Below are 23,409 nucleotides of genomic sequence, written 5' to 3'. Positions count from 1 at the left end.
TCGCCGCGTTGCACTCTCTCGGGGGTGGCCGCTCGCCACGTTTGACCCGCTTCGGGGATGGCCGCTCGCCGCGTTGCACTCCCTTCGGGGGTGGCCGCTCGCCACGTTTGACCCGCTCCGGGGGCGGCCGCCCGCGACATTTCACCCCCTCCGGGGGCGACCGCCCGCCAGGCCGCCCCCGGAGGGGCCGCCCGTTGTGCCATCACGCCGGGGCCGGGGCGCCCCGTCCTCCACCGCCCCCCTGGGGAGAGTGGTGGCTGCGGCCTTTCGCCGGAGAGGGGTCCAGGTTTCTTCGAGGTGAGGCGAACTTCTCGTTGCCGGTAGGAGAAAGGGGGTGGGGGTTTCGGGGGAAGTCAGACAGAATTGGCGAAGTGTGCCGCTATTCGTGGAATGGGCGGTACACAACGGTTTATCGTTCAACGAGTGATTGGCGATTGCATGGCGGGCGAGCACACGCGCAAGGTTCTCGTGGTGCGAGGGGGATGGGAGGGGCACGCCCCGGTGGCGGCCACCGACCTCTTCGTGCCCTTCCTGGAGAAGAACGGCTTCGAGGTGCGGCTGTCCGACAGCCCGGCCCCGTACGCCGACCCCGCGTTCATGGCCGAGATCGACCTCATCGTGCAGTGCTACACGATGGGCACGATCGAGCCCGATCAGCTCAAGGGCCTGCGGGCGGCGATCGAGGCGGGCACGGGGATGGCGGGCTGGCACGGCGGCATCGCCGACTCGTTCCGCAACTCCTCCGACTACCTGCACCTCATCGGCGGGCAGTTCGCCTGTCACCCGGGCAAGCATCCCGACGACCCGGACGCGGGCACCGAGCGGCACAACTTCGTCCCGTACACGGTGAACATGCTCCCGGAGGCGGCCGCGCACCCGATCACGGAGGGCATCGAGGACTTCGACCTGGTGACCGAGCAGTACTGGGTGCTGACCGACGACTACATCGACGTGCTGGCCACCACGACGCAGAAGGTGCGCCCGTGGGACCCTTGGCACCGCGAGGTGACCTCGCCGGCCATCTGGACCCGACGCTGGGGCAAGGGGCGGATCTTCGTCACGACCCCGGGGCACAGCCTGGACGTTCTGCAGCACGACAGCGTACGTACGATCATCGAGAGGGGCATGCTGTGGGCCAGCCGCTGACCGTCGGGATCGTGGGCTGCGGAGCCATCTCCGCCCAATACCTCAAGACCATCGACCGCCTGCCCCAGGTGAAGCTCGTCGCCGTGGCCGACCTCGACCCCGAGCGGGCGCGCGCGGCGGCCGAGCAGTACGCGGGCGTCGAGGCGCTGGGCGTGGCCGAGCTGATCGCGGACCCGCGCATCCAGGTGGTGCTCAACCTCACCATCCCGGCCGCGCACGCGGACATCGCGCTGCAGGCCATCGCGGCGGGCAAGGACGTCTACTGCGAGAAGCCGCTGGCCGCGACCGGCGAGGACGCCCGGCGCGTGCTGGACGCCGCCCGCGAGGCCGGGGTACGGGTGGGCTGCGCGCCCGACACCGTGCTCGGCACCGGCACGCAGACGGCCCGCGCCGCCATCGACGACGGTCTCATCGGCCGCCCCATCGCGGCGACGGCGACCATGATGACGCCCGGCCACGAGCGCTGGCACCCCAACCCGGACTTCTACTACGTGCCGGGCGGCGGCCCGCTCCTGGACATGGGCCCGTACTACATCAGCAGCCTGATCACCATGCTCGGGCCGGTGCGCTCGGTCATCGGCGCGGCCAGCAGGACCCGCTCCAAGCGCACGATCGGCTCGGGCCCGCGTCAGGGCGAGGAGATCCCGGTCACCGTGGACACGCACGTCACCGGCGTGCTCGTGCACGAGTCGGGCGTGCTGTCCACGCTGGTGATGAGCTTCGACGCGGTGGCCACCCGCGCGCCCAACATCGAGGTGCACGGTGAGCGGGGCTCGCTCGTCGTCCCCGACCCCAACCGCTTCGACGGGCAGGTGCTGCTGACGAAGCTCGGCGACGGTGAGGCGCGGGAGCTGCCCGTCTCGGCCGGGTACGCCGAGGCGGGACGCGGCGTCGGCCTCATCGACTTCCTGTCCGATCGGGAGCCCAGGGCGGGCGGGACGCTGGCGTTCCACGTCCTGGACGTCATGGAGTCGCTGCTCGCCTCCGCCCGCTCCGGCAGGTCGGTGGACGTCGAGAGCACGTGCGAGCGCCCTGCGGCGGTGGCGCTCGGCGACCCGGCCGCACTCGGCTGACGGTCTTCGGAACGGTCCCGGCCGCGCACGGCCGCAGACGCCGAAAGCGCACCGCCACGGACGCCGAAAGCGCACGGCCACAGACGCCGAGAGGCGCGCGGCCGGGACCCGCTTCCGCGCACCGGCTCTTCCCCAGGCGTTTAATGGAGGCCAAAGGGGGAGCGACTTGATGACTGATTCCACGACGGCGCCCGAGATGCCCGTCTACATGCGGCGCTCGACCTTCACCCCGGATCCCGAGCTGGCGAGGATCCGCGAGGAGGAGGGCGTGCGCAAGGTCAGCACCTCGTTCGGACTCGATGTCTGGATGGTGACGAGGTTCGCCGACGTCCGAGAGGTGCTGGGCGATCCCCCCCGGTTCAGCAACGCCCGCTCGGCAGGTCACCGGCCGCCGGGCGCGCCGCGGCTCACCGACGACGAGCTGCGGCGCATACGGGCGGGCAACCTGCTGATGTTCGACCCGCCCGAGCACACCCGGCTGCGCCGCATGCTCACCCCCGAGTTCACGATGCGCCGCATGCGCCGCCTGGAGCCGCGCGTCAGGGACATCGTCACCGCCCACCTCGACGCCATGGAGGCGGCGGGTCCGCCCGCCGACCTGGTGACGTCGTTCGCGCTGCCGATCCCGTCGCTGGTGATCTGCGAGCTGCTCGGCGTCCCGTACGAGGACCGCGCCGACTTCCAGCGCCGCAGCGGCACCATGCTCGACCTGTCGCAGCCGGTGGAGCGGCGGGCCGCCGCGCAGCTCGAATCGCGCGCCTACATGAGCGAGCTGGTCGGCCGCGCGCTCAAAGACCCCGGCGACGACCTGCTCGGCATGCTCGTCCGCGAGCACGGCGACGACCTGTCCGCCGATGAGCTGGTCGGCATCGGCAGCCTGCTGTTGCTGGCCGGCCACGAGACCACGTCCAACATGCTCGGCCTCGGCACGCTGGCGCTGCTGCGCCACCCCGACCAGCTCGGCCTGCTGCGCAAGGAGCCCGAGCGGTGGGGCGCGGCGGTCGAGGAGCTGCTGCGCTGGCTCAGCATCGTGCACTCGGGCACGATCAAGGTGACCACCACCGAGGTGGAGGTGTCAGGTGTGCGGATCCCGGAGGGCGAGCTGGTGGTGTGCGCGCTGCCGGCCGCCAACCGGGATCCGGCGTTCGTGCCCGACCCCGAACGGCTGGACATCTCGCGCGGCGAGATGGGCCACGTCGCCTTCGGCCACGGCGTGCACCACTGCCTCGGCGCGCCGCTGGCCAGGATGGAGATGACCATCGCGTTCCCCGCGCTGTTCGAGCGCTTCCCCGGGCTGCGCGAGGAGGGACCGCCCGCCGAGTTCCGCTCGTTCAACGTCGTGTACGGCCTCACCTCCCTGCCCGTCGCCTGGTAGGCGCCCCTGGTAGAAGGCTCAGCCCTTGAGCCCGGTGAACGTCATGGTGGCGACGAACTGCCGCTGCGCCGCGACGAACCCGACGATGAGCGGCAGCGTCGCCACCACGTTCCCGGCCATGAGCAGCGACCACTGGGTGTGCCGGGTGCCCTGGAAGTTGGCCAGGCCGAGCTGGATCGTGTAGATGTTCTCGTCGCTGATGGCGATGAGCGGCCAGATGAGGTCGTTCCACGAGCCGAGCAGCGTGAACACCGTCAGCGTGGCCAGCGCGGGCCTGGCCAGCGGCAGCACCACCCGCCAGAACACGCCGAACGTCGTGCACCCGTCGATGCGGGCGGCGTCCTCCAGCTCGGCGGGCAGCGACAGGAAGAACTGCCGCATCAGGAAGATCCCGAACGCCGACGCCAGCCACGGCACGAACGCCGCCGCCAGCGTGTCGATCAGGCCGAGCCGGCTGAACATCACGTACGTCGGGATCATCAGCAGCTGGGTCGGGATCATGATGGTCGCGAGGATCATCAGGAACCCGGCCTGCTTGCCGAAGAACTTCAGCCGCGCGAAGCCGTACCCGGCCATGGAGCACAGGACGAGGTGCGACACGACCGAGACGGCGGCCACGATCACCGTGTTCAGCAGCCACAGCAGCGCCTGCGACTGGCTGAACAGGCCCGCGAACCCGTCGAGGGTGAGCCGGCTCGGGATGAAGCGCGGCGGGAAGCGGTTGATGTCGCTGTCCGGCATGAACGCGGTCAGCACCATCTGCACCAGCGGCAGCGCGAACAGCAGCGCCAGCGGCATGAGCAGCAGGTGCCACGGGCTGAACGGCAGGCGTCGCATCAGAAGGCCTCGATCTTGCTGCGCCGGGAGTAGAGGATCATCCCGACGGTGATGAGCATGGTGGCGGCGAACAGCCCGTACGCGACGGCCGAGCCGTAGCCGAACTTGGTGAGCTTGAACGCCTGGACGTAGACGTAGTAGACGATCGTCTGCGTCGCCCCGAGCGGCCCGCCCCTGGTGGTGGTGAAGACCAGGTCGAACAGCTGCAGCGCGGTGATCGTCTGCCAGATGGAGGTGAAGACGGTCACCGGGCCGAGCTGCGGCATGGTGACGTGCCGGAAGACCTGCCAGCGGCCGGCGCCGTCCATGCGGGCCGCCTCCACCACGTCCTTCGGGATGTCCTGCAGCGCGGCCAGGTAGACCACCACGGTGAAGCCGACCTGCCCCCACAGCGCGATCAGGCAGATCACCGCGAGCGCCTGCGACTGGCTCTCCAGGAACTGCTGCTGCGGCAGGCCGAGCACGCGCAGGACGCTGTTGGCGGCGCCGTACTGCGGGTTGAAGACGAAGTTCGCGAGGATGCCGGTGGCCGCGGCCGAGGCGACGAACGGGATGAAGATGCACGTACGGTAGAAGCCGACCAGCTTGATCGGCCGGTTGAGCGCGACCGCGATGAGCATCCCGAGGAAGATCGACGACGGGACGAACAGCACCGTGAACACCAGCGTGTGCCGCACGGCCGCGAGCAGATCGGGGTCTTGGACCATGAGCTCGTAGTTGAGCCAGCCGATCGGCTTGGCGGGGGAGATGCCGTTCCACTTCTGCCGGGAGATGAGGAACGCCCACACCGCCGGGAAGATCGACAGGCCGACCACGAGCAGGGTGGCGGGGCCGGCGAAGCCCCATCCGGTCAGCGTGCGATGCAGCCACCGCACCCGGCCGGACGGGAGCGTCGCCGCGTGTGCGGCCGGACGGCGCCCGGCGAACAGCACCGACATCGTCAGCCCCCGGCCAGCGCCAGGGCCGACTTCTGCGCCGCCTCGTCAAGGGCCTGCTTGGGCGTCGCCGCGCCCTGCATGGCCTTGGCGATGGCCTCGCCGACGTGCCGCGACATCTCCACGTAGCCGCTGACCGTGGGCCTGGCCTGCTTGGCGTTGGCCAGGTTGGCGACCATCTTCTCCGCGCCCGGGTACTCCTTGATGTACGTCTCGTACTCGGGCAGCTCCGTCTCGGAGGTGCGCAGCGGCAGGTTGCCCTGCGTGAGGTTCCACTGGGCGTCGCCCTCCGCCGAGGTGAGCCACTTGATCAGCTCGAACGACCAGTAGGCCCGGTTGGCGTCGCCGTTGTCGAACAGCGTCCACAGGTCGGGCCCCGAGACGGTCTGGTGGTCGCCGTTGGTGCCGGGCAGGAAGGCCACGCCGTAGTCGGTCTTCTTCCGCTTGAGGTCGTACAGCGACCACGGCCCGTTGATGATCATGGCGATGCGGCCGTCGGCGAACAGCGGCGCGTACCGCTCGTCGGTCTGGTCGAGGTAGACGCTCTTGTCGTCCACCGCCATCGCCCGCAGGAACTCCAGCGCGTCCACCCCGGCCTGCGAGTTGAACGCGGGCTTCTTGTGATCCGGCGTCAGGATGCTGCCGCCGCGCTGCCACAGCAGCGGCCAGAAGTGCCAGGTCGTGTCCTCCGACGCGCTCACCGAGTACGCGGTCCCGTAGATCTTCTCCGCCGGGTCGGTGAGCTTCCTCGCCGCCTCGCGGAAGTCGTCCCAGGTCCAGTCATCGGTCGGGTACGGCACGCCCTTGGCGTCGAAGAGCTTCTTGTTGTAGAGCAGCGAGAGGTTGTCCACGATCGCGGGGAAGCCGATGACCTGCCCGTTCGGCGTCGCGGTCGAGCGGGCCGCCTCGGGGAACTCCTCCCACCCGACCGACGGGTCCTTCACCTTCTCGGTCAGGTCGAGGGTCTTGCCGGACTCCTGGAGCTGCGAGGCCCAGCTTCCGAAAGCGTAGGAGATGTCGGGGTAGACGCCGCTCGCGAAGCCGGCGGAGAGCTTCTGCAGCAGGTCGTCGGTGGTCGAGGCGCCGGAGGAGACCTCGATCGTGACGTTGGGGTGCTGCTGGGTGAACTTTGCGGCCAGCCCTTCGAGGACTTTCTGCGCGTCCGCCGTCTGGCCCGTCCACCAGGTGAGCTTCACCTTCGCCTGCGGGTCCACCGTCTTCGCGCCCTCCTGCGCCGACCCTCCGCAGCCCGCGGCCGCCAGGACGATCGCCGCGACCAGGGCCGCCGCGGTTCTTCTTCGCACTGTGGATGCTCCTCCCGGAATGATTGGAGCCAATCATGGTGGCTTTCGAAGTCTTGTCAATACCTTCGAAAAATCGCAAGACTTGACAAGCTTCCACAACACCTGAAACGGTGCCGTGGTGTCCAGAACGACCTTCGACCTGCTTGTCGTCGGCGACGCCAACCCGGACGTGATCGTCTCCGGCGCGCCTCGCCATCCCGAGTTCGGCCAGCGCGAACAGCTCGTCCCCGCCGCCGGTCTGGTGCTCGGCGGCTCCGGAGCGATCACCGCGTACGGCGCCGCCCGGCTCGGCCTGCGCACCGCGTTCGTCGGCCGGGTGGGGGACGACCCCGCCGGGGCCTTCGTCCTGGACGCCCTGCGCGGCGGCGGCGTCGACGTCTCCGCCTGCGTCGTCGACCCCGACGTGCCCACCGCCATGACCGTGGTGCTCGTGGACGGCGACGACCGGGCCATACTCACCGCCTCCGGCTGCCTCGACCGGCTCGCCGCCGACGACGTGCCGCGCGGGCTCGTCGAGCGGGCCGCGCACGTCCACGTCTCGTCGTACTTCCTCCAGCCGCGGCTCGCCGCCGGGCTCCCCGGGCTGTTCGCCCTGGCCAGAGCGGCCGGCGCGTCCACCTCGCTCGACACCAACGACGACCCCGCCGGCCGGTGGGCGGGCCTGGCGGAGGTCCTGCCCGTCACCGACGTCCTGCTGCCCAACGAGGCCGAAGCGCTCGCCATCGCCGCCGCCGTCGCGGGCCCGCCGCCCGGCGGCGCCGGTGTGGAGTGGGCCGTACGCGAGCTGGCCGCCCGCGGCACGCTGCCCGTCGTCAAGCGCGGCGCGCTCGGCGCGCTCGCCTTCGCCGACGGAGAGCCCGCCGAGGTGCCCGCCACGCCCGCCACCGTGGTCGACGCCGTCGGCGCGGGCGACAGCTTCAACGCCGGCCTGCTCGCCGCGCTGCTGCGCGGCCAGCCGCTCAAGCAGGCCATGACCGTGGCCGTGACCTGCGGCACCCTTTCCACCCGCGCCGCAGGCGGCACCGCGGCGCAGCCCACCTGGGAGGAAGCAACGTCATGAAGAAGATCGTGTTCGTCGGGGCGGGAAGCGTCGTCTTCACCCAGGGACTGCTCGCCGACCTGGTCGCCTTCCCCGAGCTGCGCGGCATGCGCATCGCGCTGCACGACATCGACGCCGAGCGCCTGGAGGTCGCCGAGGCCGTCGCCCGCCGCATCACCGCCGGCGCCGCCACCGTCACCGCCCACCTCGACCGCCGCGAGGCGCTCGACGGCGCCGACTTCGTCATCAACATGGTGCAGGTCGGCGGCTACGACGCCACCGTGACCGACTTCGAGATCCCCGCCGGGTACGGGCTGCGCCAGACCATCGCCGACACCATCGGCGCCGGCGGCGTGTTCCGCGCGCTGCGCACGTTCCCCCTGCTCGACGCCCTCGCCGCCGACATCGGCGCGGTCTGCCCCGACGCGCTGCTGCTCAACTACACCAATCCGATGGCGATGAACGTGTGGTACCTGTCGGGCAAGGTCAAGAACGTCGTCGGCCTGTGCCACTCCGTCTACTGGACCATGCGGGGACTGGCCGATCTCGTGTCGGTGCCGTACGAGGAGGTGTCGTACGTCGCGGCCGGCGTCAACCACCAGGCGTGGGTGCTGCGCTTCGAACGCGACGGCGAGGACCTCTACCCGCGGCTCGACGTGGACGACCCCGAACTGCGCAGGCGGGTCAGAATCGACATGTACCGGCGGCTCGGCTACTACCCGACCGAGACCAGCGAGCACTCCGCCGAGTACGTGCCGTGGCTGATGCACCACGACGGCGAGATCGACCGGCTGCGCATCCCCGTCGGCGAATACCTGCGGGTCAGCGAGGAGAATCTGGCCGAGTACAAGCGCACCCGCGATCTCGTGCGGAGCGGCGGCGAGCTGGACATCGCAGGAACCGACGAGTACGCGCCGCAGATCATCCACAGCATCGTCACCGGCACGCCGCGCGTCGTCTACGGCAACGTCGTCAACGACGGCCTCATCTCGAACCTGCCGCAAGGCTGCGTCGTCGAAGTACCGTGCGCGGTGGACGCCACCGGCGTCCGGCCCACCGCCGTCGGCGCGCTGCCGCCGCAGTGCGCGGCGCTGAACCGGGCGTACGTGAGCGTCAACGAGCTGACCGTGCGCGCCGCGCTGGAAGGCGACCCCCGCCTGGTCAGGCACGCCCTGATGGTCGATCCGAACACGGCCGCGTCACTGACGCTCGACCAGATCTGGGCCATGGCCGACGACCTGACCCGGGCACACGGCGACCTGCTCCCGGAGGCGCTGCGCGCCTGACCACCGCCGCCTCACCCGCGCCCGCCACCCGCACTCGCGCCCAGGCCCGCCACCCGAACCCGTGTCCGGGCCCGCCACCCGCACCCGCGTTCGGGCCCGTCGCCCGCACCCGCGTTCGGGCCCGTCGCCCCACCTGCGTCCGGGCCGGCTACCCCATCCGCGCCCGGGCCCGCCGCGGGGGTCGGGCGCGCGGCGGCGGCCGGCGGGACGGGGAGCGACGGCCCAGGGGCCGGACCGGGCTCAGCGGGCGATCTCGACCTCAAGCCCCTTGTCCCGCAGCGCCGCCACGCACTCGGGATCGGCCGACTCCCCGGTGATCAGCAGATCGATCTCCCCGATCGCGCAGATCGGCGCCATCTCCACCACGCCCAGCTTCGACGCGTCGGCCACCAGGATCTTCCTGGCCGCCGCCCGCAGCATGCGCTGCTTCATCTCGGCGTCGGGCAGGCTCACGTTCGTCACCCCGGCGACCGGGTCGATGCCGCCGCAGCCCATGATCACCGTGTGCGCCCTGATGCCCTCGAGCAGCTTGCCGCCCAGCGGATCGACCAGCGAATGCTGCTGGCGGCGCAGGGTCCCGCCGGTCACCACCACCGAGATCCGGGGCAGCGCGGGCTCCAGCTCCAGCGCGGTGCGCAGCCCGTTGGTGAACACCGTCACCTCGGTCAGATCGGTGCGCGCCACCAGCTCGCGGGCCACGTACGAGGTGGTCGTGCCCGCCCCCATCAGCACGGACTCGCCGGACGTCACCAGCCGCGCCGCCACCTTCGCGATCAGCGACTTCTCCACCGCCGCCGTGCCCAGCGACAGCTCGAACGACGGCTCCACGTGCGGCGCGGGCCCGGCGATCATCGCGCCGCCGCGCACCCGGCGTACCTTGCCCTGCTCCTCCAGCGCGTCGAGGTCGGCGCGCACGGTCACGCTCGACACACCGAACGCCTCGGCGAGCTCCGCCACCCGCGCGAACTCCTGCTCGGCGAGCATCGCCAGCATGCGCTCGCGCCGCACCTCCGTCGGCATCTGCTCCATCACGCACGGACCGCCGCGGGCAGCAGGTCGCCGTGCGCCTCGATCAGCTCGTCGCACAGCTCCTTGATCTTGGGCAGCGGCAGCGTCGCGCCCGTGTTCGGGTCGAGCATCGCCGCGTGGTAGACGTGCGAACGGTCTCCGTCGAGCGCCGCCCGCACGGTCAGCTCCACGACGTTCAGGAACGTCCGGTTGAGCGCGGCGAGCTGCACCGGCAGGTCGCCGACGGGCCGGGGCCGCACCCCCGCCGCGCCGACCACGGCCGGCACCTCCACGCAGCACCCCTCCGGCAGGTTGCCGATCAGGCCCCGGTTGGCCACGTTGACGTAGATCTCCTTCTCCTCACCGGTCAGCATCGCCAGGATCATCGCAGCCGCCGGCTCCTGATGCTGCCACCGGATCAGCAGCGGGTGGCCCGCCGACAGGGCGCGCCGCGTCTCCTCGTACAGGTGCAGGCTCTTGCCGACGCGCCGCAGGTACTCCTCGACCGGCACGCCCAGCCGCGCCGTCTCGTCGGGGTGGCGCATGATCCACGGCACGTACTCGGCGGCGTGCTCGCTCGACTGCGTCGGGAAGTAGCCGAACGTGCGGTAGAGCTCGACGCGTACGTGCCGCCGGAGCTGCGGGTCGGCTTCCAGCACCGCGTCGAGCTCCGGATAGAGCGAGCGCCCGTCCGCCTCGAAGCGCAGCACGAACGACTGGTGGTTGAGCCCGGCGCTGAGGAACGTCACCTCGTCCTCGTCGCGTCCCACGAGATCGGCCAGGTACGCGTGCGTGTCGCACACCGCGTGGCACAGCCCGGCGAACCGCTCGAACCCGGTCGCCTCGTGCACCGCCCACCCGGTCATCGCCATCGGGTCGCTGCAGCTCAGCAGCCACGCGTCCGGGCACTCCTCGGCCATCTGCCCGGCCAGCTCCACCAGCACCGGGATCGTGCGCAGGCCGCGGAAGACGCCGCCGATGCCGATCGTGTCGCCGATGGTCTGGCGCAGGCCGTAACGGTGGGGGATCTCGAAGTCGCGCAACGTCGCGTCGAACCCGCCCACGTCGAGATGGCTCACCACGAAGTCGGCGCCCTTGAGCGCCTGCCGCCGGTCGAAGACGCTGCGGATCTTCGCCTCCGCGCCCGCCTCGGCGTCGATCGCGCGTACCAGCCGCTCGGTCGTGACGAGCTTGCCCGGGTCGTCGTCGTGCAGAATGATCTCGAGTTCGCCGCGCAGGCCGGGACCCAGCACCAGCGCGGAGACCACGCGGCGCGTCAGCTCCACGTCACCGACCCCGATGAAGACGATCCGCGCCATTTCCGCAGTATCCCACGCCCACCCGGGTGCCCCGCCCCTGTGATCCGGCCCTGTCCGCCGGGCGGGCCGGTGGGGCGGCGCTCGGCGGGCATGACGAGTACAGTGCGCGCCGATCCCCCAGCACGACGAGAGAGCGACCATGGACCTGTACCTCGGCATCGACGCCGGCGGCACCTCCACGCGTGCCCTGCTCACCACCTCCACCGGCGAACGCGTCGGCTACGGCCTGGCCGGAGGCGGGAACCCCGTCGCGCACGGCGTCGATGCCGCGCTCGCCCAGATCACCGCCGCCGTCAAGCAGGCGCTCGGCGAGATCGACCCCGGCCGGGTGGCGAACGGCGTCATCGGGCTCGCCGGCCTCGGAGCCCTCCAGGACTCCGCCGTGCACGCCGCCTTCACCCGCGCCTGGGCCGGCTGCGGGCTGCGCTTCCCGGTACGCGGCCTCGAAGACCCTTTGCTCGCCTTCGTCGCGGGCACCCCGCAGCCGTCCGGGCACGTACTGCTGTCGGGGACGGGCGCGGTCGCCCTGCGCGTCGAAGACAGGCGCGTGACCCACGTCGCCGACGGTCACGGCTGGCTGCTGGGCGACGAGGGCTCGGGCTTCTGGCTCGGCCGCGCCGCCGCCCGCCACACCATCCGCCACCTCACCGCCACTCCGGCAGCCCTGCCTGAGCCCGGCATCTCAGGCGGCAGCTCGACTCATCCGCCCACCACCGGCTCGGCGGGCGAGCAGCGCACGGAAACCGGCCGCTCGCCCGCTTCCGCCGCCGCGGATCCGACCGGCGAGCACACGGTGGACGGCCGCTCGCGTGGTTCGGCCGCCGGAAACGCGACCGGCGAGCGGACGGTGGACGGCCGCTCGGACCGTCCTGCCGATGCCGGTCACGCGGGTGAGCTGGTGCGGCTGGTGGCCGAGGCGGTGGCCGGGCCCGGGGCGGAGCCGACGGCGCGCATCGCCGATCTCCTCATCATCCGGGCGCAGGCCGCGCCCGTGGCGACGCTCGCCCCGCTGGCGCCGCTGGTCGGCAAGGCCGCCCAGGCGGGCGATCCGGCCGCCGTCGCGATCGTCGAGTCCGCCGCCGAACGGCTGCTCGCCACGCTGGCTCAGGTGCGCGCGCCCGGGGAGACGTCGCCGATCGTGCTGGCCGGCGGCGTCCTGACCGCCGAAGGCCCGGTACGCGAGCACGTCCGGCGGCTGTGCGAGAAGCGATGGACCACCCCGGTCACGATCGCCGGCGACACCGCAGCCGCAGCCGCCTGGCTCGCCGCCGGAGCCCAAGGCCCGCACGCCGCCTGGTTGCGCGCCACCCCCTGACGCACGGCCCTGGGGAGTGAGGTGAAGGTGCGTGCGTGCGGGACTCGGGGAGGAACCGCACAGGATGTGCGCTGGAGCGGCAGGGTGACGAAGCCGCGGGTCACACTCTCCCCGCCGATTTCGTCATAGCCGGTGACCCCGAATCGATTCTCCGGGGCCGTCGGAACGATCCAAAGGAGCAGAGGACATATGACGAACGCGAAGCTGCGCGCGGCCGTGCCGGGCGGCAGGGTGCTGCTGCCGGGCGACGTCGGGTTCGAGGAGGCGGCCAGGCCGTGGAACGCGTCGGTCCGCCAGCCCGTCGCCGCCGTCGTCGAGCCCGGCGACGCGCAAGAGGTGGCGGCGGTGGTCAGGTACGCCGCCGAGTCGGGGATCGCGGTCGCCGCCCAGGCGGGCGGGCACGGCGCGACGGGCGACACCGAGGGGGTGATCCTGCTGCGCACGACCCGCCTGGGCGGCGTCGAGGTGCGCCCCGATGAGCGGGTCGCCCGGGTGGGCGCGGGCGTGAAGTGGGGCGAGGTGCTGGCCGAGGCGGGCCGGCACGGGCTGACGGGCCTCGCGGGCAGCAGCCCGGTCGTGAGCGTGGCGGGGTACACGCTGGGCGGCGGGCTGAGCTGGTTCGGGCGGCGGTACGGGTTCGCGGCCGACGCCGTACGGGCCTTTGACGTCGTACGCGCCGACGGTGAGCCCGCCACGGTGACGGCCGAGTCGGACCCGGAGCTGTTCTGGGCGCTGCGCGGCGGCGGTGGCGACTTCGCGGTGGTCACGGCCGTCGAGTTCGAGCTGTTCCCCGCCCCGGCCCTGTACGGAGGCCGGGTGGCGTGGCCGGCGCACCGGGCGCGCGAGGTGTTCGACGCCTACCGCGAGCTCACCGCGGAGGCGCCGGACGAGCTGGCGCTGTGGTTCGGCCGGGTGAACCTGCCCAACCTGCCGCCCATGGTGACGATCGACGCCGCGTTCCTCGGCGAGGAGCAGAAGGGGCGCGCGCTGCTCGACCGGCTCGGCAAGATCGATGACGTGCTCCGCGACACCCGTGGGCCGCTCGCGGTGGCCGACCTCGGCTCGATCACCGCCGAGCCCGTCGATCCCACCCCCGGCAGGTCCCGTTCGGAGCTGCTGACCGGGCTGGACGACGAGGTCGCCGATCTGGTGCTGGACGCGCCGCTCGCGCCGCTGGCCGTCGCGCAGGTGCGGCACCTCGGCGGCGCGCTGGCCGCCTCCTGGCCGAACGCCGGGCCGAGCGGCCCGGTGGCGGAGCCGTACCTGCTGTACCTGCTCGGGCCCGCCTTCACACCCGAGCTGGCCGAGGCGGCGGGGGAGCGGCTGCGGTGGTTCGCCGGTCAGCTGGGGGAGCGGGCGAGCGGGCGCAAGCCGTACACGCTGCTCGGGTACGGGGAGCGCGCCTCGGCCGCCTTCCCCGCGCCCGTGCTGGAGCGGCTGCGCGCGATCAAGCGCGCCAGGGACCCGCACGGCGTGCTGCGCGCCAACTACCCGGTCCTCGCCTGACCCCCGCCTACCCGGGCCCCGTGTGACCCGCCACCCGGGCCTCGCCTGACCCGGCTCCTGGGCAGGCCCTCGTCGCCGTGCAGGGGTCTGCCCGAGCCGGGGCAGGTCAGGGGAGGCCGCCAACGGCGCTTCCGACCCAGGTCAGGTCAGGGAGTCGATCCAGCGCTCCAAGCGGCGGCCTTCCACGGTCATCAGCTCGGGCTCCCGGAAGGTGTTGGTGAGCAGCGAGACGCCCTGGTACGAGGCGAACAGCCCGACGGCCAGCTCCCGCGCGTCCCCCCGCCCCATGGCGGCGAACTGCGCCTCCACCCAGTCGAGCACCCGCCGCATCACCCCGGCGATCGCCTTGTCCAGCCCGTCGTCGCGCTTGTCCAGCTCGGATGCGAGGGTGCCGGTGGGGCAGCCGTAGCGGGCGGTGACCTCAGGCCGGCTCATCCAGCCGCGTACCAGCCCCTTGAGCCGCTCCTGCGGGGTGCCGAGCCGGTCGAGTTCGGCGATGACGGTGTCGAGCTCGCGGTCGTGCTCGTCGATCGCGGCCTGGATGAGCTGGTCCTTCGTCTTGAAGTAGTAGTAGACGTTGCCCACGGGCACGTCGGCGGCGCGCGCGATGTCCGCCAGAGTCGTCTTCTCGACCCCTCGCTCGTGCAGCACCTGGGCGGCGGCGCTCGCCAGCCGCTCCCGCTTTCCCGGCCGCTTTGAGTCAGTCACCTGACTAACTATAGACAACCGCGCCTCGGGCCCGCTATGGTCGCAGCTCTAAGTTAGTCAACTAACTAAGAACTGAGGAGCACGTCCATGTTCGTCATCACGGGAGCCACGGGGAACGTCGGCGCAGAGGTCGTCCGCCTGCTCGCCGCCGCAGGAGAGCAGGTCACGGCCGTCTCGCGCAACCCCGCACCGCAGCCGGCGGGCGTCCGTCACGTCGCGGCCGACCTGGGTGACCCGGCGAGCCTCGAGGCCGCCTTCGCCGGAGCGAGCGCGCTGTTGCTGCTGGTCGCCGGGCAGGAGCCGGAGGCCGTCATGAAGACGGCAAAGGAGGCGGGGATCCGGCGCGTCGTCCTGCTCTCCTCGCAGGGCGCGGGCACCAGGCCCGGCCAGTACGCGCACCCGGCCGCCTTCGAGGACGCCGTCCGCGCCTCAGGGCTGGAGTGGACGATCCTGCGTCCCAGCGGCTTCTACACCAACACGCTGGCCTGGGCCGGATCCGTGCGCGCCCGGCAGGCCGCCGCCGCGCCGTTCGCCGACGTCGCGCTGCCGTTCATCGACCCGGCCGACATCGCCGAGGTCGCGGCCACGGTGCTGCGGCAGGACGGGCACGCGGGCCGCACGTACGTGCTCACCGGGCCCGAGCCGATCACCCCACGCCAGCGGGCCGCGGCCATCGGGCGGGCGCTCGGCGCCGAGGTGCGCTTCACCGAGCAGAGCCGGGAGGAGGCCCGTACGGAGATGTCCAGGTTCATGCCGGCCGAGGTCGTCGAGGCCACGCTGGACGTCCTCGGCGCGCCGACGGCGGCCGAGCAGCAGGTCAGCCCCGACGTGGCCGTGGTCCTGGGCCGCCCGGCGCGCACCTTCGCCGGCTGGGCCGCCCGCCACGCCGCCGCCTTCCGCCCCTGATGGGCGTCACTTGGCGTCCGGGCCGCCGGGAAGCTCATGCCCGCAGAACTTCTCGGCCGTCTTCTGCGCCGCAAGCCAGCGTTTGCGGGCGGGTCCGTAGTCGATGACGATGCCGGGCCGGGGCTTGTGCTCGGTGACGTATCGCGCGACCGCGGTGCTGGCGGAGGCGCACTTGATCAATGTCGGCTGTAGTCGCCCGGGGGCCTGGGCCGCGTCAAGGAGGAGCTGATCGGCGAACCTCCGGTAGGTCCTGGCGGCCTCGGCCCGTAACGCGGAGTCCTTCTTCTTGCCGCTGACGGCCTTCACCTCGGCGAAAATCCGGCCGGACACCGACAGGCTCAGCATGTAACAGGGATCGAGTGTGGGGTCGGTCTCAGATGACGCGGTCGTCGTCGTCCCGGGAGCAGCAGGAGTGCTGGGAGGGGTGGCGGCGGTGGGAGGAGCGGTGCCCGCCTGTGGCGTCTCCTGCCGCCTGCCCTGGCCGGAAGGGCCGGTCAGCAGGAGTGCCGGCACCGTGACCAGGGCGGCGAGCGTCACGACGATCAATCCTGCGCGCGTCCTTCTGCCCATGCGTTCCCTCCGCGTCGATCTCCGCTGTACGGTTCGCTCTCGGGACCGGCCCCCGGCCTCCGGGACATGTCATACAAGCGTTGGCCTACACTTGTTGTCATGGCGTTCACGGAGAGATCGGCGGCGACCAGGAGTTCGATACTCGCCGCCGCCAGGAAGCTGCTCATCGAGCGTGGCTACGAGGCGATGACGATCCGGGCGGTGGCCTCGATGGTCGGCGTCGACCCCTCGATGGTCATGCGCTACTACGGCAGCAAGGCCGGGCTGTTCAGCGCGGCCGTGGACGTCGACCTCAAGCTCGCCGCCGTCGACGATCCGCCCGTCGAACGGCTCGGCGAGCTGCTCGTACGCCACTTCCTGGCCCGCTGGGAGGGCGACCTCTCCGACGACGTGCTGATCCTGCTGCTGCGCTCGGCCAGCACCAACCCCATGGCCGCCGAGCGCATGCGCGAGGTCTTCGAGACGCAGATCGCCGCCTTCATCGGCCGGGTGACGGGGGCGGACGACGCGGCGTACCGGGCCGGGCTGGTCAGCACCCAGATGCTCGGCCTGGCACTGACCCGCTACATCCTGCGCCTGCCGCCGATGGTGGAGGCCGAGGTGGACGACCTCGTACGCGACATCGGACCGGTGATCCAGCGCTACGTCACGAGCGCCTGAAGCCGGTCAGCGCAGCGAGATGTGCGGCATCTCGCCCGCCGTGCGGTAGCCGATGCGGGTGTAGACGCTCGCGACCTCGGCCGTCCCGAGACGCGGGCCGCCGAGCTGGCCGCCGCCGACCACCTGGCCGGTGGCGGCGGCGCCGGCGGCGACTGGGGGCAGCGCGTCGGCAGCGAGTACTACATGTCGAACCTCGACGCCGACAACATGCACATCCTGCTGCACGAGATCGGCCACTCGTTCGGCCTGGACGACTTCTACGACTGGACGCCGAGCGGCGTCTGCTGCTTCCTCATGAAGGCCGGCAGCGCGTCGCAGCTCACGGAGTTCGACGCGTGGATGTTCCGCGACTGGTGGCGCGTCCGGCTGACCGGAGGTTGCGTCCGGGCTTCAGCGGGTACGCGTACCTCCTCCTGGCTCGTACCGGAAAGGTGAGGGGGCGCCGGTGCTCGGACGGCTGATCGACCTGGGCGGCTTCGGAGTGGAGGCCGTCGCCACGCTCACCCGCAACGGGCTGCTCGGCCCGGTCCATCCGGCCGCGCTCGCCCGCGTCGTGGAGGCGTACCGGCACTTCCACCTCACCCCCGCGACCGGCCTGGCCGTCGCCGCGGCGCGCTGGCCGGACCGCCCGGCCGTCATCGACGAGGAAGGCGAGGTCACCTTCGCCGAGCTGGACGCGCGCGCCGCCGCGCTGGCGGCCGGGCTGCACCGGCGCTTCGGCGTCGGGCCCGGCACGACGGTCGCCGTCATGTGGCCGAACGACCGGGGATTTCCCGCCGCCGCGGGCGCGGTGTCGCGGCTCGGCGCCGACCTGCTGCTGCTCAACACCGGCCTGGCCGGGCCGCGCCTGCGCGAGGTGCTGCGGCGCGAGGGCGTGCACCTGCTCGTCGCCGCGCCCGGCCTGTGGGAGGTCGAGTTCGACGGGCCGCGCGTGAGCGACCTCGACGACTTCGCCGGCTCCGCGCCGGGGGATGAGCCGCCGTACCCGAAGCGGCCGGGGCGGCTGGTGCTGCTCACCTCCGGCACGACCGGCACCCCCAAGGGGGCACCGCGCCGGCTGTCGATGGCGGCGCTGGCCGAGCCGTTCGTGTCGATGCTGGCCACCGTGCCACTGCGCAGTGGCGAGCCGATGCTGATCGCGCCGCCGCTGTTCCACGGGCTCGGCCTGCTCTGGTACGCCGCCGCGCTCGTCCTCGGCTGCCCCGTCGTGCTGCGCCGCCGCTTCGACGCCGCCGCCGTGCTCGACGATCTCGACCGCACCGGGGCGGGCGCGCTGATCGCGGTGCCGGTCATGCTGCGGCGGCTGCTGGAGCTGCCGCCCAGGCCGCTGCCCCGCCTGCGCGTCGTCGTCTCCGGCGGCTCCGCGCTGCCCGCCGACCTCGCCACCCGCTTCATGGACACGTACGGGAACGTGCTCCACGACCTGTACGGCTCCACCGAGGCCGGCTGGGCCGCCCTGGCCACCCCCGCCGACCTGCGCGACGCCCCCGGCACCGTCGGCCGCCCGCCGCGCGGCGCCACCGTCCGCATCGAGGACGCCTCGGGCGAGGAGCTGCCGCCCGGGGAGGTGGGCCGGGTGGTCGTGGCGGGCGGGCTGACGTTCGGCCCCGGCGGGCCGCTGCCCACCGGCGACCTCGGCCACCGCGACGAGCACGGGCGGCTGTTCATCGACGGCCGCGACGACGACATGATCGTCTCCGGCGGCGAGAACGTGTTCCCGCAGGAGGTCGAGGACTTCCTCGCGGCCAGGCCGGGCGTGGCCGACGTCACCGTGCTGGGCGTGCCCGACGAGGAGTTCGGGCAGCGGCTCGCCGCGTACGTCGTCCCCGAGGACGGTGTCGAGCTGTCGGCCGACGAGCTGCGCCAGGCCGTCAAGGAGGAGCTGGCCGGGTTCAAGGTGCCCCGCGACGTGGTGTTCGTACGGGAGGTGCCGCGCAACCAGACGGGCAAGGTCGATCGGGCGCGGCTCGTATGGGAGTGAGCCTCACCCCGCGAGCCCGGCCGCGATGAGCCGCTCGATCGGCGGGTTCACCCGCGCGAACCCCTCCTGGTTCCGATACGGGTAGTACGGGTAAGGCGCGGTGACCTCGCTCGCCTTGTCCAGCCTGCTGACCTGCTCGGGGGTCAGCCGCCAGCCGACGGCCCCGAGGTTCTCGCGCAACTGCTCCTCATTGCGCGCGCCCACGATCACCGAGGACACGGTGGGCCGGGTCAGCAGCCAGTTGAGCGCGATCTGCGGCACGCTCCTGCCGGTCTCGGCGGCGAGCTCGTCCAGCACGTCCACGACCCGGTAGAGCAGCTCGTCGTCCACGGCGGGGCCGTACACGGCGGTCTTGTGCAGCCTGCTGCCCTCCGGGATCGGGCTGCCCCGCCTGATCTTGCCGGTCAGCCGTCCCCAGCCGAGCGGACTCCACACCAGTGCGCCGACGCCCTGGTCGAGGGCGAGCGGCATCAGCTCCCACTCGTAGTCGCGGCCGACCAGCGAGTAGTAGACCTGGTGGGCCACGTACCGGGGGCGGCCGTGCCGGTCGGCGTGCGCCAGCGACTTCATGAGCTGCCAGCCGGAGAAGTTGGACGCGCCGACGTACCGGAGCTTGCCCGCCGTGACCAGGTCGCCGAGCGTGTCCAGCACCTCCTCGACCGGGGTGGCCGCGTCGAAGGCGTGGAGCTGGAACAGGTCGATGTAGTCGGTGCCGAGGCGGCGCAGCGCGTCGTCCACGGCCTTGATCAGCCGGGAGCGCGAGGTGCCCGCGCCGTTCGGCCCGTCGTGCATGGGCAGGCCGGCCTTGGTGGAGATGAGCACCTTGTCGCGCCGCCCCTTGACGGCCTGGCCGAGCACCTCTTCCGAGGCGCCGTCGGAGTAGACGTCCGCCGTGTCGAACATGGTCATCCCCGCGTCCAGCGCCACGTCCACCAGCCGCCTGGCCTCGGCCACATCGGTGTTGCCCCAAGCGCCGAACAGCTCGCCCCTGCCGCCGAACGTGCCGGCGCCGAAGCTCAGCACGGGCACGTCGAGCCCGCCAAGCCGCCTGTATTCCACAATGCCCTCCTAAACGGAACGGATTTACCGTTAAGCACTGTAGCACGCTAACGGGAGAGTTGTCCCGTTTAGGAGGGTGCGGCTTCGCGTTCGAGTGCGATGTCCCGACGGAGCGCGGTGTCCTGGTGGAAGGAGCGGTCGCCGGCGTCCCTGGCTCGCCGCCCAGCTCGCCGTGCGGATCACCCGCAAGCCCTGGGGGCCGGTGACGCCGCGGGTCTTCGAGAGCTTCGGCCGCCCAGGCGCTGGGCGTGCCGGCCCGCGACCGGTTCACCGTGACCTCGACCCCGGCGAGTACCCGTTCATGAAGGCCATCGCCGGCCAGGTGCGCGCGCACGACGACCGCGAGCGGTTCCTGAGCGGAATCGACCTGGTCCTGCGCGGCATCGTCGGCGGGTCGGCCATAACGCCGTGATAGGTGCAAAGTGATATGAGGCGGGCGGCGGGCTTCACGATCTACGGTTGCTGCCAGGAGGCCCAACCCGCATGAACGCGTACCGCCTTGCCGCCACGGCGCTCACCCTCGGACTCGCCCTCATCACCGGCCCTTCGGTGTCGGCCTTCGCACCCGGCCCCGACGCCGATGTGGCGGCGGCGATGGAGCGGGACCTCGGGCTCGCCTCCGGACAGGCCGCCGCCCGGCTCGCCGCCGAGGAGCGCGCCAGTGCTGCGGAGACGGAGTTACGGCGAGAGCTCGGAGACGCCTTCGCGGGCACCTGGCTGGCCGATGACGGGACGCTCGTCGCCGCCACCACGGACGCCGCCCGCGTTCCGGCCATCGCGAAGGCCGGCGCCCGCGCCGACGTCGTCACCCGCCCGCTGGCCGCGCTCGACGCCGCCAAGGCCCGCCTGGACGCCGCCGCCCGCGCGGCCGGTCCCGACGTGCACGCCTGGTACGTGGACGTGGCCGCCAACGACGTCGTGATCCTGGCCGCCGACCCGGCCGAGGCGGCCGCCTTCGTCGAGGCCGCAGGGGTGGACGCCTCCGCCGTACGCGTCGAGCCGTCGGCCGCCAGGCCCGTCCCCTACGCCGGCATCCGCGGCGGCGACGGCTTCATGGTCGAGGGCAAGGGACGCTGCATCGTCGGTTTCACCGCACGGCAGGGCACCACCGACGGCTTCCTCACCGCCGGCCACTGCGGCCAGCCCGGCGACATCGCCACGACCACCGACGGCACCCCGATCGGCGTCTTCGCCTACTCCTCCGGCTCCGGCTACGACTACGCCTGGGTCACCCTCTACCCCGGCTGGACCGCGCGCGGCGCGGTCGCCGCCGGCGGCACCGAGCAGCTCATCCGCGGCGCCACCCCCGCGCCCGTCGGCGCGTCCGTCTGCCGGGCCGCTCCCGGCGCCGGCTGGCACTGCGGCATCATTCAGCAGCGCAACGTCACCGTGAACTTCCCCGAAGGCGTGATCACCGGCCTGGTGCGCACGAACGTCTGCTCCGAGCCCGGCATGTCGGGAGCGCCGTTCGTCTCGGGCGACCAGGCCCAGGGCATCACCGTGGGCGGCTCGGGCAACTGCGCGTCCGGCGGCACCACGTTCTTCCAGCCGGTCGCCGAGGCGCTGTCCGCCCTGGGGCTGACGCTCATCACGTCCTGACGTCCTCCTGGTCGCCGAGGAGCACGGCCACCATTCGCTGGACGGAACGCGTGAAGTAGCGCGGATCGCCCGGCGGCGTCACGTGGCGGATCAGGTCGCCGTCGAAGACCGCGAGCACCGCGTGGGCCGCGAACTCGGTGTCCAGCCCCGGGCGTGCCTCGGCCAGCAGCTCGCTGAGGTGCCGGTGCCAGAAGCGGTAGCTCGGGTCGGCGTACTTGTCCTCGGCGCACGCCTGCTCGTGCGCCGACAGCAGCACGGCGTTGCCCTCGGCGATCGCGCCCAGCGCATCGAGGAACGCCGTCAGCCGTTCCCTGGCCGGCACCCCCGGGCCGAGCGGCGGCGGCCCGGTCATGATGGCCTCTTTCAGCTCACGTGAACGCTCCTCCAGCAGCGCCTGCAGCAATCCCGCGCGGCTGCCGAACCGCCGGAACACCGTGCCCTTGCCCACCCCGGCCAGCGCCGCGACCCGATCGAGCGACACGTGGTCGCCGCCGCCTTCGGCGAGCAGCCGTTCGGTGGCGTCGAGCACCGCGCGGCGGTTACGAGCGGCGTCGGCACGTTCTGTACGGGTCATGGGGTTCCCCTCTGCGCATGGCGTCGCGCTCTCGTCTGCCGGCCGGGCCGGGCACCGGGTTCACACGATACGGACTGCCGGTCCGCATATGCTACCGTTCGGGAAAACCGGACCAGCGGTCCGAATGGGCGATGCGAACGTTTCGCATCACCCCCGACACCCATAGGAGCCTCGACCCGTGCGCGCACTCCTCATCGACCCCGACGTCCCATCCGCCATCCGCCTCGGCACCGCCCCCGAACCCGAACCCGCCCCCAACCAGCTCCTGCTCGACGTCCGGCACATCTCGCTGAACCGCGGCGAGGTCGCGTTCGCCGCCCGCCGTCCGCCCGGGACCGTGCACGGCCACGACGCCGCCGGCGTTGTCGTACGAGCCGCCGCCGACGGGACGGGACCCGCCGTCGGCGCCCCCGTCGTGGCCTTCGGGGAAGGCGCGTGGGCCGAGCGGATGGCCGTGGACACCACGGCGGTCGCCGAAATCCCCGACGGCGTCGATCCGGCCGACGCCGCCGCCCTGCCGATCGCCGGCGTCACCGCGCTGCGCACCCTCCGCGCCCGCCCGATACTCGGCCACCGCGTACTGATCACCGGCGCGGCCGGAGGAGTAGGCCGGTACGCGGTCCAGCTCGCCGCCCTGGGCGGCGCCCACGTCATCGCCTCGGTCGGCTCACCCGCCCGCGCCGAGGGCCTGGCCGAGCTGGGCGCCGACGAGGTCGTGATCGGGCTGGAGGGGATCGACCAGCCGGTGGACCTCATCCTCGACACCGTCGGCGGCCCCCAGCTCGCCGCCGCCTGGGAACTTCTCGCGCCCGGTGGGAACGTCCAGAACATCGGCTGGGCATCGGACGAACCCGCCGTTTTCAAGCCGTACTCGCTGTTCTCGATCGGGCCTGCGAAGACGATGAGCACGTTCGGCGACGTCCACGAGGTCGGCCCTGACCTGGCCACGCTGCTCCGGTTTCTCGCGACCGGACGGTTGAAGGCGGAGGTGAGCCGCCGCGGCCCTTGGGAGGACGTGGCGACCGCCGCCCGTGACCTGCTGGAGCGCCGAGTCGCCGGCAAAGCCGTCCTAGACGTAACCCCCGCAACCCCCTGACCGCCCTGCGGCCTCCTCGGACCGCTCTTCAGCCGGCCGGTGCGATCACTTTCTGACGTCCTGCGCGGTCACCTCTCAACGTCGTGCGCGGTCGCCGTCGGTCCGCCCGTGCG

The 23,409-nt window shown here is 72.3% G+C and carries 22 protein-coding genes; 13 read left to right on the top strand and 9 right to left on the bottom strand.

Going from position 1 to position 23,409, the window contains the following annotated elements:
* Positions 1-471 precede the first annotated feature (471 nt).
* From AB0K67_RS03725 to AB0K67_RS03715, 3 genes are all read left to right on the top strand, one after another.
* Entirely contained in the window at positions 472-1,146 is a 675-nt protein-coding gene (locus tag AB0K67_RS03725) for a ThuA domain-containing protein (protein WP_364052289.1), read from the top strand.
* Positions 1,131-2,219 carry a Gfo/Idh/MocA family oxidoreductase gene (locus AB0K67_RS03720; RefSeq protein ID WP_364052286.1) on the top strand — a complete coding sequence of 363 codons (1,089 nt, stop codon included), beginning with the start codon at positions 1,131-1,133 and terminating at the stop codon, positions 2,217-2,219. The genes AB0K67_RS03725 and AB0K67_RS03720 overlap by 16 nt, the downstream gene beginning before the upstream one ends.
* 169 nt (positions 2,220-2,388) lie before the next feature.
* On the top strand, positions 2,389-3,594 hold the full coding sequence (locus AB0K67_RS03715; protein WP_364052283.1) for a cytochrome P450: 1,206 nt from the start codon (positions 2,389-2,391) through the stop codon (positions 3,592-3,594).
* Between the two features lie 18 nt (positions 3,595-3,612).
* Here the strand turns inward: AB0K67_RS03715 and AB0K67_RS03710 are convergent, their stop codons facing one another.
* Genes AB0K67_RS03710 through AB0K67_RS03700 form a run of 3 tightly spaced genes read right to left on the bottom strand, consistent with a single transcriptional unit; the run spans position 3,613 to position 6,670 of the window.
* Positions 3,613-4,431, bottom strand: a complete 819-nt coding sequence (locus AB0K67_RS03710) for a carbohydrate ABC transporter permease (protein WP_364052280.1) — start codon at positions 4,429-4,431, stop codon at positions 3,613-3,615.
* Positions 4,431-5,369, bottom strand: a complete 939-nt coding sequence (locus AB0K67_RS03705) for a sugar ABC transporter permease (RefSeq protein ID WP_364052277.1) — start codon at positions 5,367-5,369, stop codon at positions 4,431-4,433. The genes AB0K67_RS03710 and AB0K67_RS03705 overlap by 1 nt, the downstream gene beginning before the upstream one ends.
* Before the next feature lie 2 nt (positions 5,370-5,371).
* A complete protein-coding gene (locus AB0K67_RS03700) occupies positions 5,372-6,670 on the bottom strand; it encodes an ABC transporter substrate-binding protein (RefSeq protein ID WP_364052274.1) in 1,299 nt (432 codons plus the stop codon).
* A 118-nt stretch (positions 6,671-6,788) separates the two neighbouring features.
* Here AB0K67_RS03700 and AB0K67_RS03695 point away from each other — a divergent pair, with 118 nt between their 5' ends.
* Positions 6,789-7,730, top strand: coding sequence for a carbohydrate kinase family protein (locus AB0K67_RS03695; RefSeq protein ID WP_364052271.1), 942 nt, complete (start codon positions 6,789-6,791; stop codon positions 7,728-7,730).
* Complete coding sequence (locus AB0K67_RS03690) at positions 7,727-8,995, top strand: alpha-glucosidase/alpha-galactosidase (RefSeq protein ID WP_364052268.1); 1,269 nt, start codon at positions 7,727-7,729, stop codon at positions 8,993-8,995. Before AB0K67_RS03695 ends, AB0K67_RS03690 begins: the two co-directional genes overlap by 4 nt.
* A 240-nt stretch (positions 8,996-9,235) precedes the next feature.
* Here the strand turns inward: AB0K67_RS03690 and AB0K67_RS03685 are convergent, their stop codons facing one another.
* A complete protein-coding gene (locus AB0K67_RS03685; RefSeq protein ID WP_364052265.1) occupies positions 9,236-10,015 on the bottom strand; it encodes a DeoR/GlpR family DNA-binding transcription regulator in 780 nt (259 codons plus the stop codon).
* 8 nt (positions 10,016-10,023) lie between these two features.
* Positions 10,024-11,322, bottom strand: a complete 1,299-nt coding sequence (locus AB0K67_RS03680; RefSeq protein WP_364052262.1) for an alpha-glucosidase/alpha-galactosidase — start codon at positions 11,320-11,322, stop codon at positions 10,024-10,026.
* 139 nt (positions 11,323-11,461) lie between these two features.
* Here AB0K67_RS03680 and AB0K67_RS03675 point away from each other — a divergent pair, with 139 nt between their 5' ends.
* Together AB0K67_RS03675 and AB0K67_RS03670 are read left to right on the top strand one after the other, a co-directional pair.
* Positions 11,462-12,637, top strand: coding sequence for a BadF/BadG/BcrA/BcrD ATPase family protein (locus tag AB0K67_RS03675; RefSeq protein WP_364052259.1), 1,176 nt, complete (start codon positions 11,462-11,464; stop codon positions 12,635-12,637).
* Positions 12,638-12,826: 189 nt separating this feature from the next.
* Positions 12,827-14,143, top strand: a complete 1,317-nt coding sequence (locus AB0K67_RS03670) for an FAD-binding oxidoreductase (protein ID WP_364052256.1) — start codon at positions 12,827-12,829, stop codon at positions 14,141-14,143.
* 141 nt (positions 14,144-14,284) lie between these two features.
* Here the strand turns inward: AB0K67_RS03670 and AB0K67_RS03665 are convergent, their stop codons facing one another.
* Positions 14,285-14,851: a TetR/AcrR family transcriptional regulator gene (locus tag AB0K67_RS03665; protein WP_364052253.1), complete on the bottom strand. Its 567-nt coding sequence runs from the start codon at positions 14,849-14,851 to the stop codon at positions 14,285-14,287.
* 87 nt (positions 14,852-14,938) lie between these two features.
* Here AB0K67_RS03665 and AB0K67_RS03660 point away from each other — a divergent pair, with 87 nt between their 5' ends.
* Positions 14,939-15,757 carry an NAD(P)H-binding protein gene (locus tag AB0K67_RS03660; protein WP_364052250.1) on the top strand — a complete coding sequence of 273 codons (819 nt, stop codon included), beginning with the start codon at positions 14,939-14,941 and terminating at the stop codon, positions 15,755-15,757.
* A gap of 6 nt (positions 15,758-15,763) precedes the next feature.
* Here AB0K67_RS03660 and AB0K67_RS03655 read toward each other — a convergent pair whose 3' ends face one another.
* Positions 15,764-16,327 carry a hypothetical protein gene (locus AB0K67_RS03655; protein ID WP_364052248.1) on the bottom strand — a complete coding sequence of 188 codons (564 nt, stop codon included), beginning with the start codon at positions 16,325-16,327 and terminating at the stop codon, positions 15,764-15,766.
* Positions 16,328-16,426: 99 nt separating this feature from the next.
* Between AB0K67_RS03655 and AB0K67_RS03650 the strand changes: the two genes are divergently transcribed.
* Genes AB0K67_RS03650 through AB0K67_RS03640 form a run of 3 tightly spaced genes read left to right on the top strand, consistent with a single transcriptional unit; the run spans position 16,427 to position 18,968 of the window.
* The gene (locus AB0K67_RS03650) at positions 16,427-16,987 is read left to right on the top strand and encodes a TetR family transcriptional regulator (protein WP_364052245.1); all 561 of its coding nucleotides are present in this window, start codon (positions 16,427-16,429) and stop codon (positions 16,985-16,987) included.
* 21 nt (positions 16,988-17,008) lie between these two features.
* Entirely contained in the window at positions 17,009-17,422 is a 414-nt protein-coding gene (locus tag AB0K67_RS03645) for a hypothetical protein (protein WP_364052242.1), read from the top strand.
* A 10-nt stretch (positions 17,423-17,432) separates the two neighbouring features.
* Positions 17,433-18,968, top strand: coding sequence for an AMP-binding protein (locus AB0K67_RS03640; RefSeq protein WP_364052239.1), 1,536 nt, complete (start codon positions 17,433-17,435; stop codon positions 18,966-18,968).
* Positions 18,969-18,971: 3 nt separating this feature from the next.
* Here AB0K67_RS03640 and AB0K67_RS03635 read toward each other — a convergent pair whose 3' ends face one another.
* Positions 18,972-20,027 (bottom strand): aldo/keto reductase, encoded by a 1,056-nt coding sequence (locus AB0K67_RS03635; protein WP_364052236.1) that lies wholly within the window; start codon positions 20,025-20,027, stop codon positions 18,972-18,974.
* Positions 20,028-20,510: 483 nt separating this feature from the next.
* Between AB0K67_RS03635 and AB0K67_RS03630 the strand changes: the two genes are divergently transcribed.
* Complete coding sequence (locus AB0K67_RS03630; RefSeq protein WP_364052233.1) at positions 20,511-21,626, top strand: S1 family peptidase; 1,116 nt, start codon at positions 20,511-20,513, stop codon at positions 21,624-21,626.
* Here the strand turns inward: AB0K67_RS03630 and AB0K67_RS03625 are convergent.
* Entirely contained in the window at positions 21,616-22,200 is a 585-nt protein-coding gene (locus tag AB0K67_RS03625) for a TetR/AcrR family transcriptional regulator (protein ID WP_364052230.1), read from the bottom strand. The two genes, AB0K67_RS03630 and AB0K67_RS03625, sit on opposite strands and share 11 nt — an antisense overlap.
* 178 nt (positions 22,201-22,378) lie before the next feature.
* On the opposite strand from AB0K67_RS03625, the gene AB0K67_RS03620 reads away from it, so the two are divergent.
* Entirely contained in the window at positions 22,379-23,296 is a 918-nt protein-coding gene (locus AB0K67_RS03620; protein WP_364052227.1) for a zinc-binding dehydrogenase, read from the top strand.
* The last annotated feature ends 113 nt before the right edge of the window (positions 23,297-23,409 follow it).

This window comes from Nonomuraea sp. NPDC052634, assembly GCF_040678535.1.
GTDB classification, from domain to species: domain Bacteria; phylum Actinomycetota; class Actinomycetes; order Streptosporangiales; family Streptosporangiaceae; genus Nonomuraea; species Nonomuraea fastidiosa.
Note: the sequence above shows the minus strand (reverse complement) of the source record. Positions and strands in the feature narration are given on the sequence as shown.

Excerpts from the sequence above, each read along its gene's own strand:
- AB0K67_RS03715 (WP_364052283.1), top strand. The coding sequence starts at position 2,389 with ATGACTGATTCCACGACGGCGCCCGAGATGCCCGTCTACATGCGGCGC.
- AB0K67_RS03710 (WP_364052280.1), bottom strand. The coding sequence starts at position 4,431 with ATGCGACGCCTGCCGTTCAGCCCGTGGCACCTGCTGCTCATGCCGCTG.
- AB0K67_RS03705 (WP_364052277.1), bottom strand. The coding sequence starts at position 5,369 with ATGTCGGTGCTGTTCGCCGGGCGCCGTCCGGCCGCACACGCGGCGACG.
- AB0K67_RS03690 (WP_364052268.1), top strand. The coding sequence starts at position 7,727 with ATGAAGAAGATCGTGTTCGTCGGGGCGGGAAGCGTCGTCTTCACCCAG.
- AB0K67_RS03685 (WP_364052265.1), bottom strand. The coding sequence starts at position 10,015 with ATGCCGACGGAGGTGCGGCGCGAGCGCATGCTGGCGATGCTCGCCGAG.
- AB0K67_RS03680 (WP_364052262.1), bottom strand. The coding sequence starts at position 11,322 with ATGGCGCGGATCGTCTTCATCGGGGTCGGTGACGTGGAGCTGACGCGC.
- AB0K67_RS03675 (WP_364052259.1), top strand. The coding sequence starts at position 11,462 with ATGGACCTGTACCTCGGCATCGACGCCGGCGGCACCTCCACGCGTGCC.
- AB0K67_RS03670 (WP_364052256.1), top strand. The coding sequence starts at position 12,827 with ATGACGAACGCGAAGCTGCGCGCGGCCGTGCCGGGCGGCAGGGTGCTG.
- AB0K67_RS03660 (WP_364052250.1), top strand. The coding sequence starts at position 14,939 with ATGTTCGTCATCACGGGAGCCACGGGGAACGTCGGCGCAGAGGTCGTC.
- AB0K67_RS03655 (WP_364052248.1), bottom strand. The coding sequence starts at position 16,327 with ATGGGCAGAAGGACGCGCGCAGGATTGATCGTCGTGACGCTCGCCGCC.
- AB0K67_RS03650 (WP_364052245.1), top strand. The coding sequence starts at position 16,427 with ATGGCGTTCACGGAGAGATCGGCGGCGACCAGGAGTTCGATACTCGCC.
- AB0K67_RS03630 (WP_364052233.1), top strand. The coding sequence starts at position 20,511 with ATGAACGCGTACCGCCTTGCCGCCACGGCGCTCACCCTCGGACTCGCC.
- AB0K67_RS03625 (WP_364052230.1), bottom strand. The coding sequence starts at position 22,200 with ATGACCCGTACAGAACGTGCCGACGCCGCTCGTAACCGCCGCGCGGTG.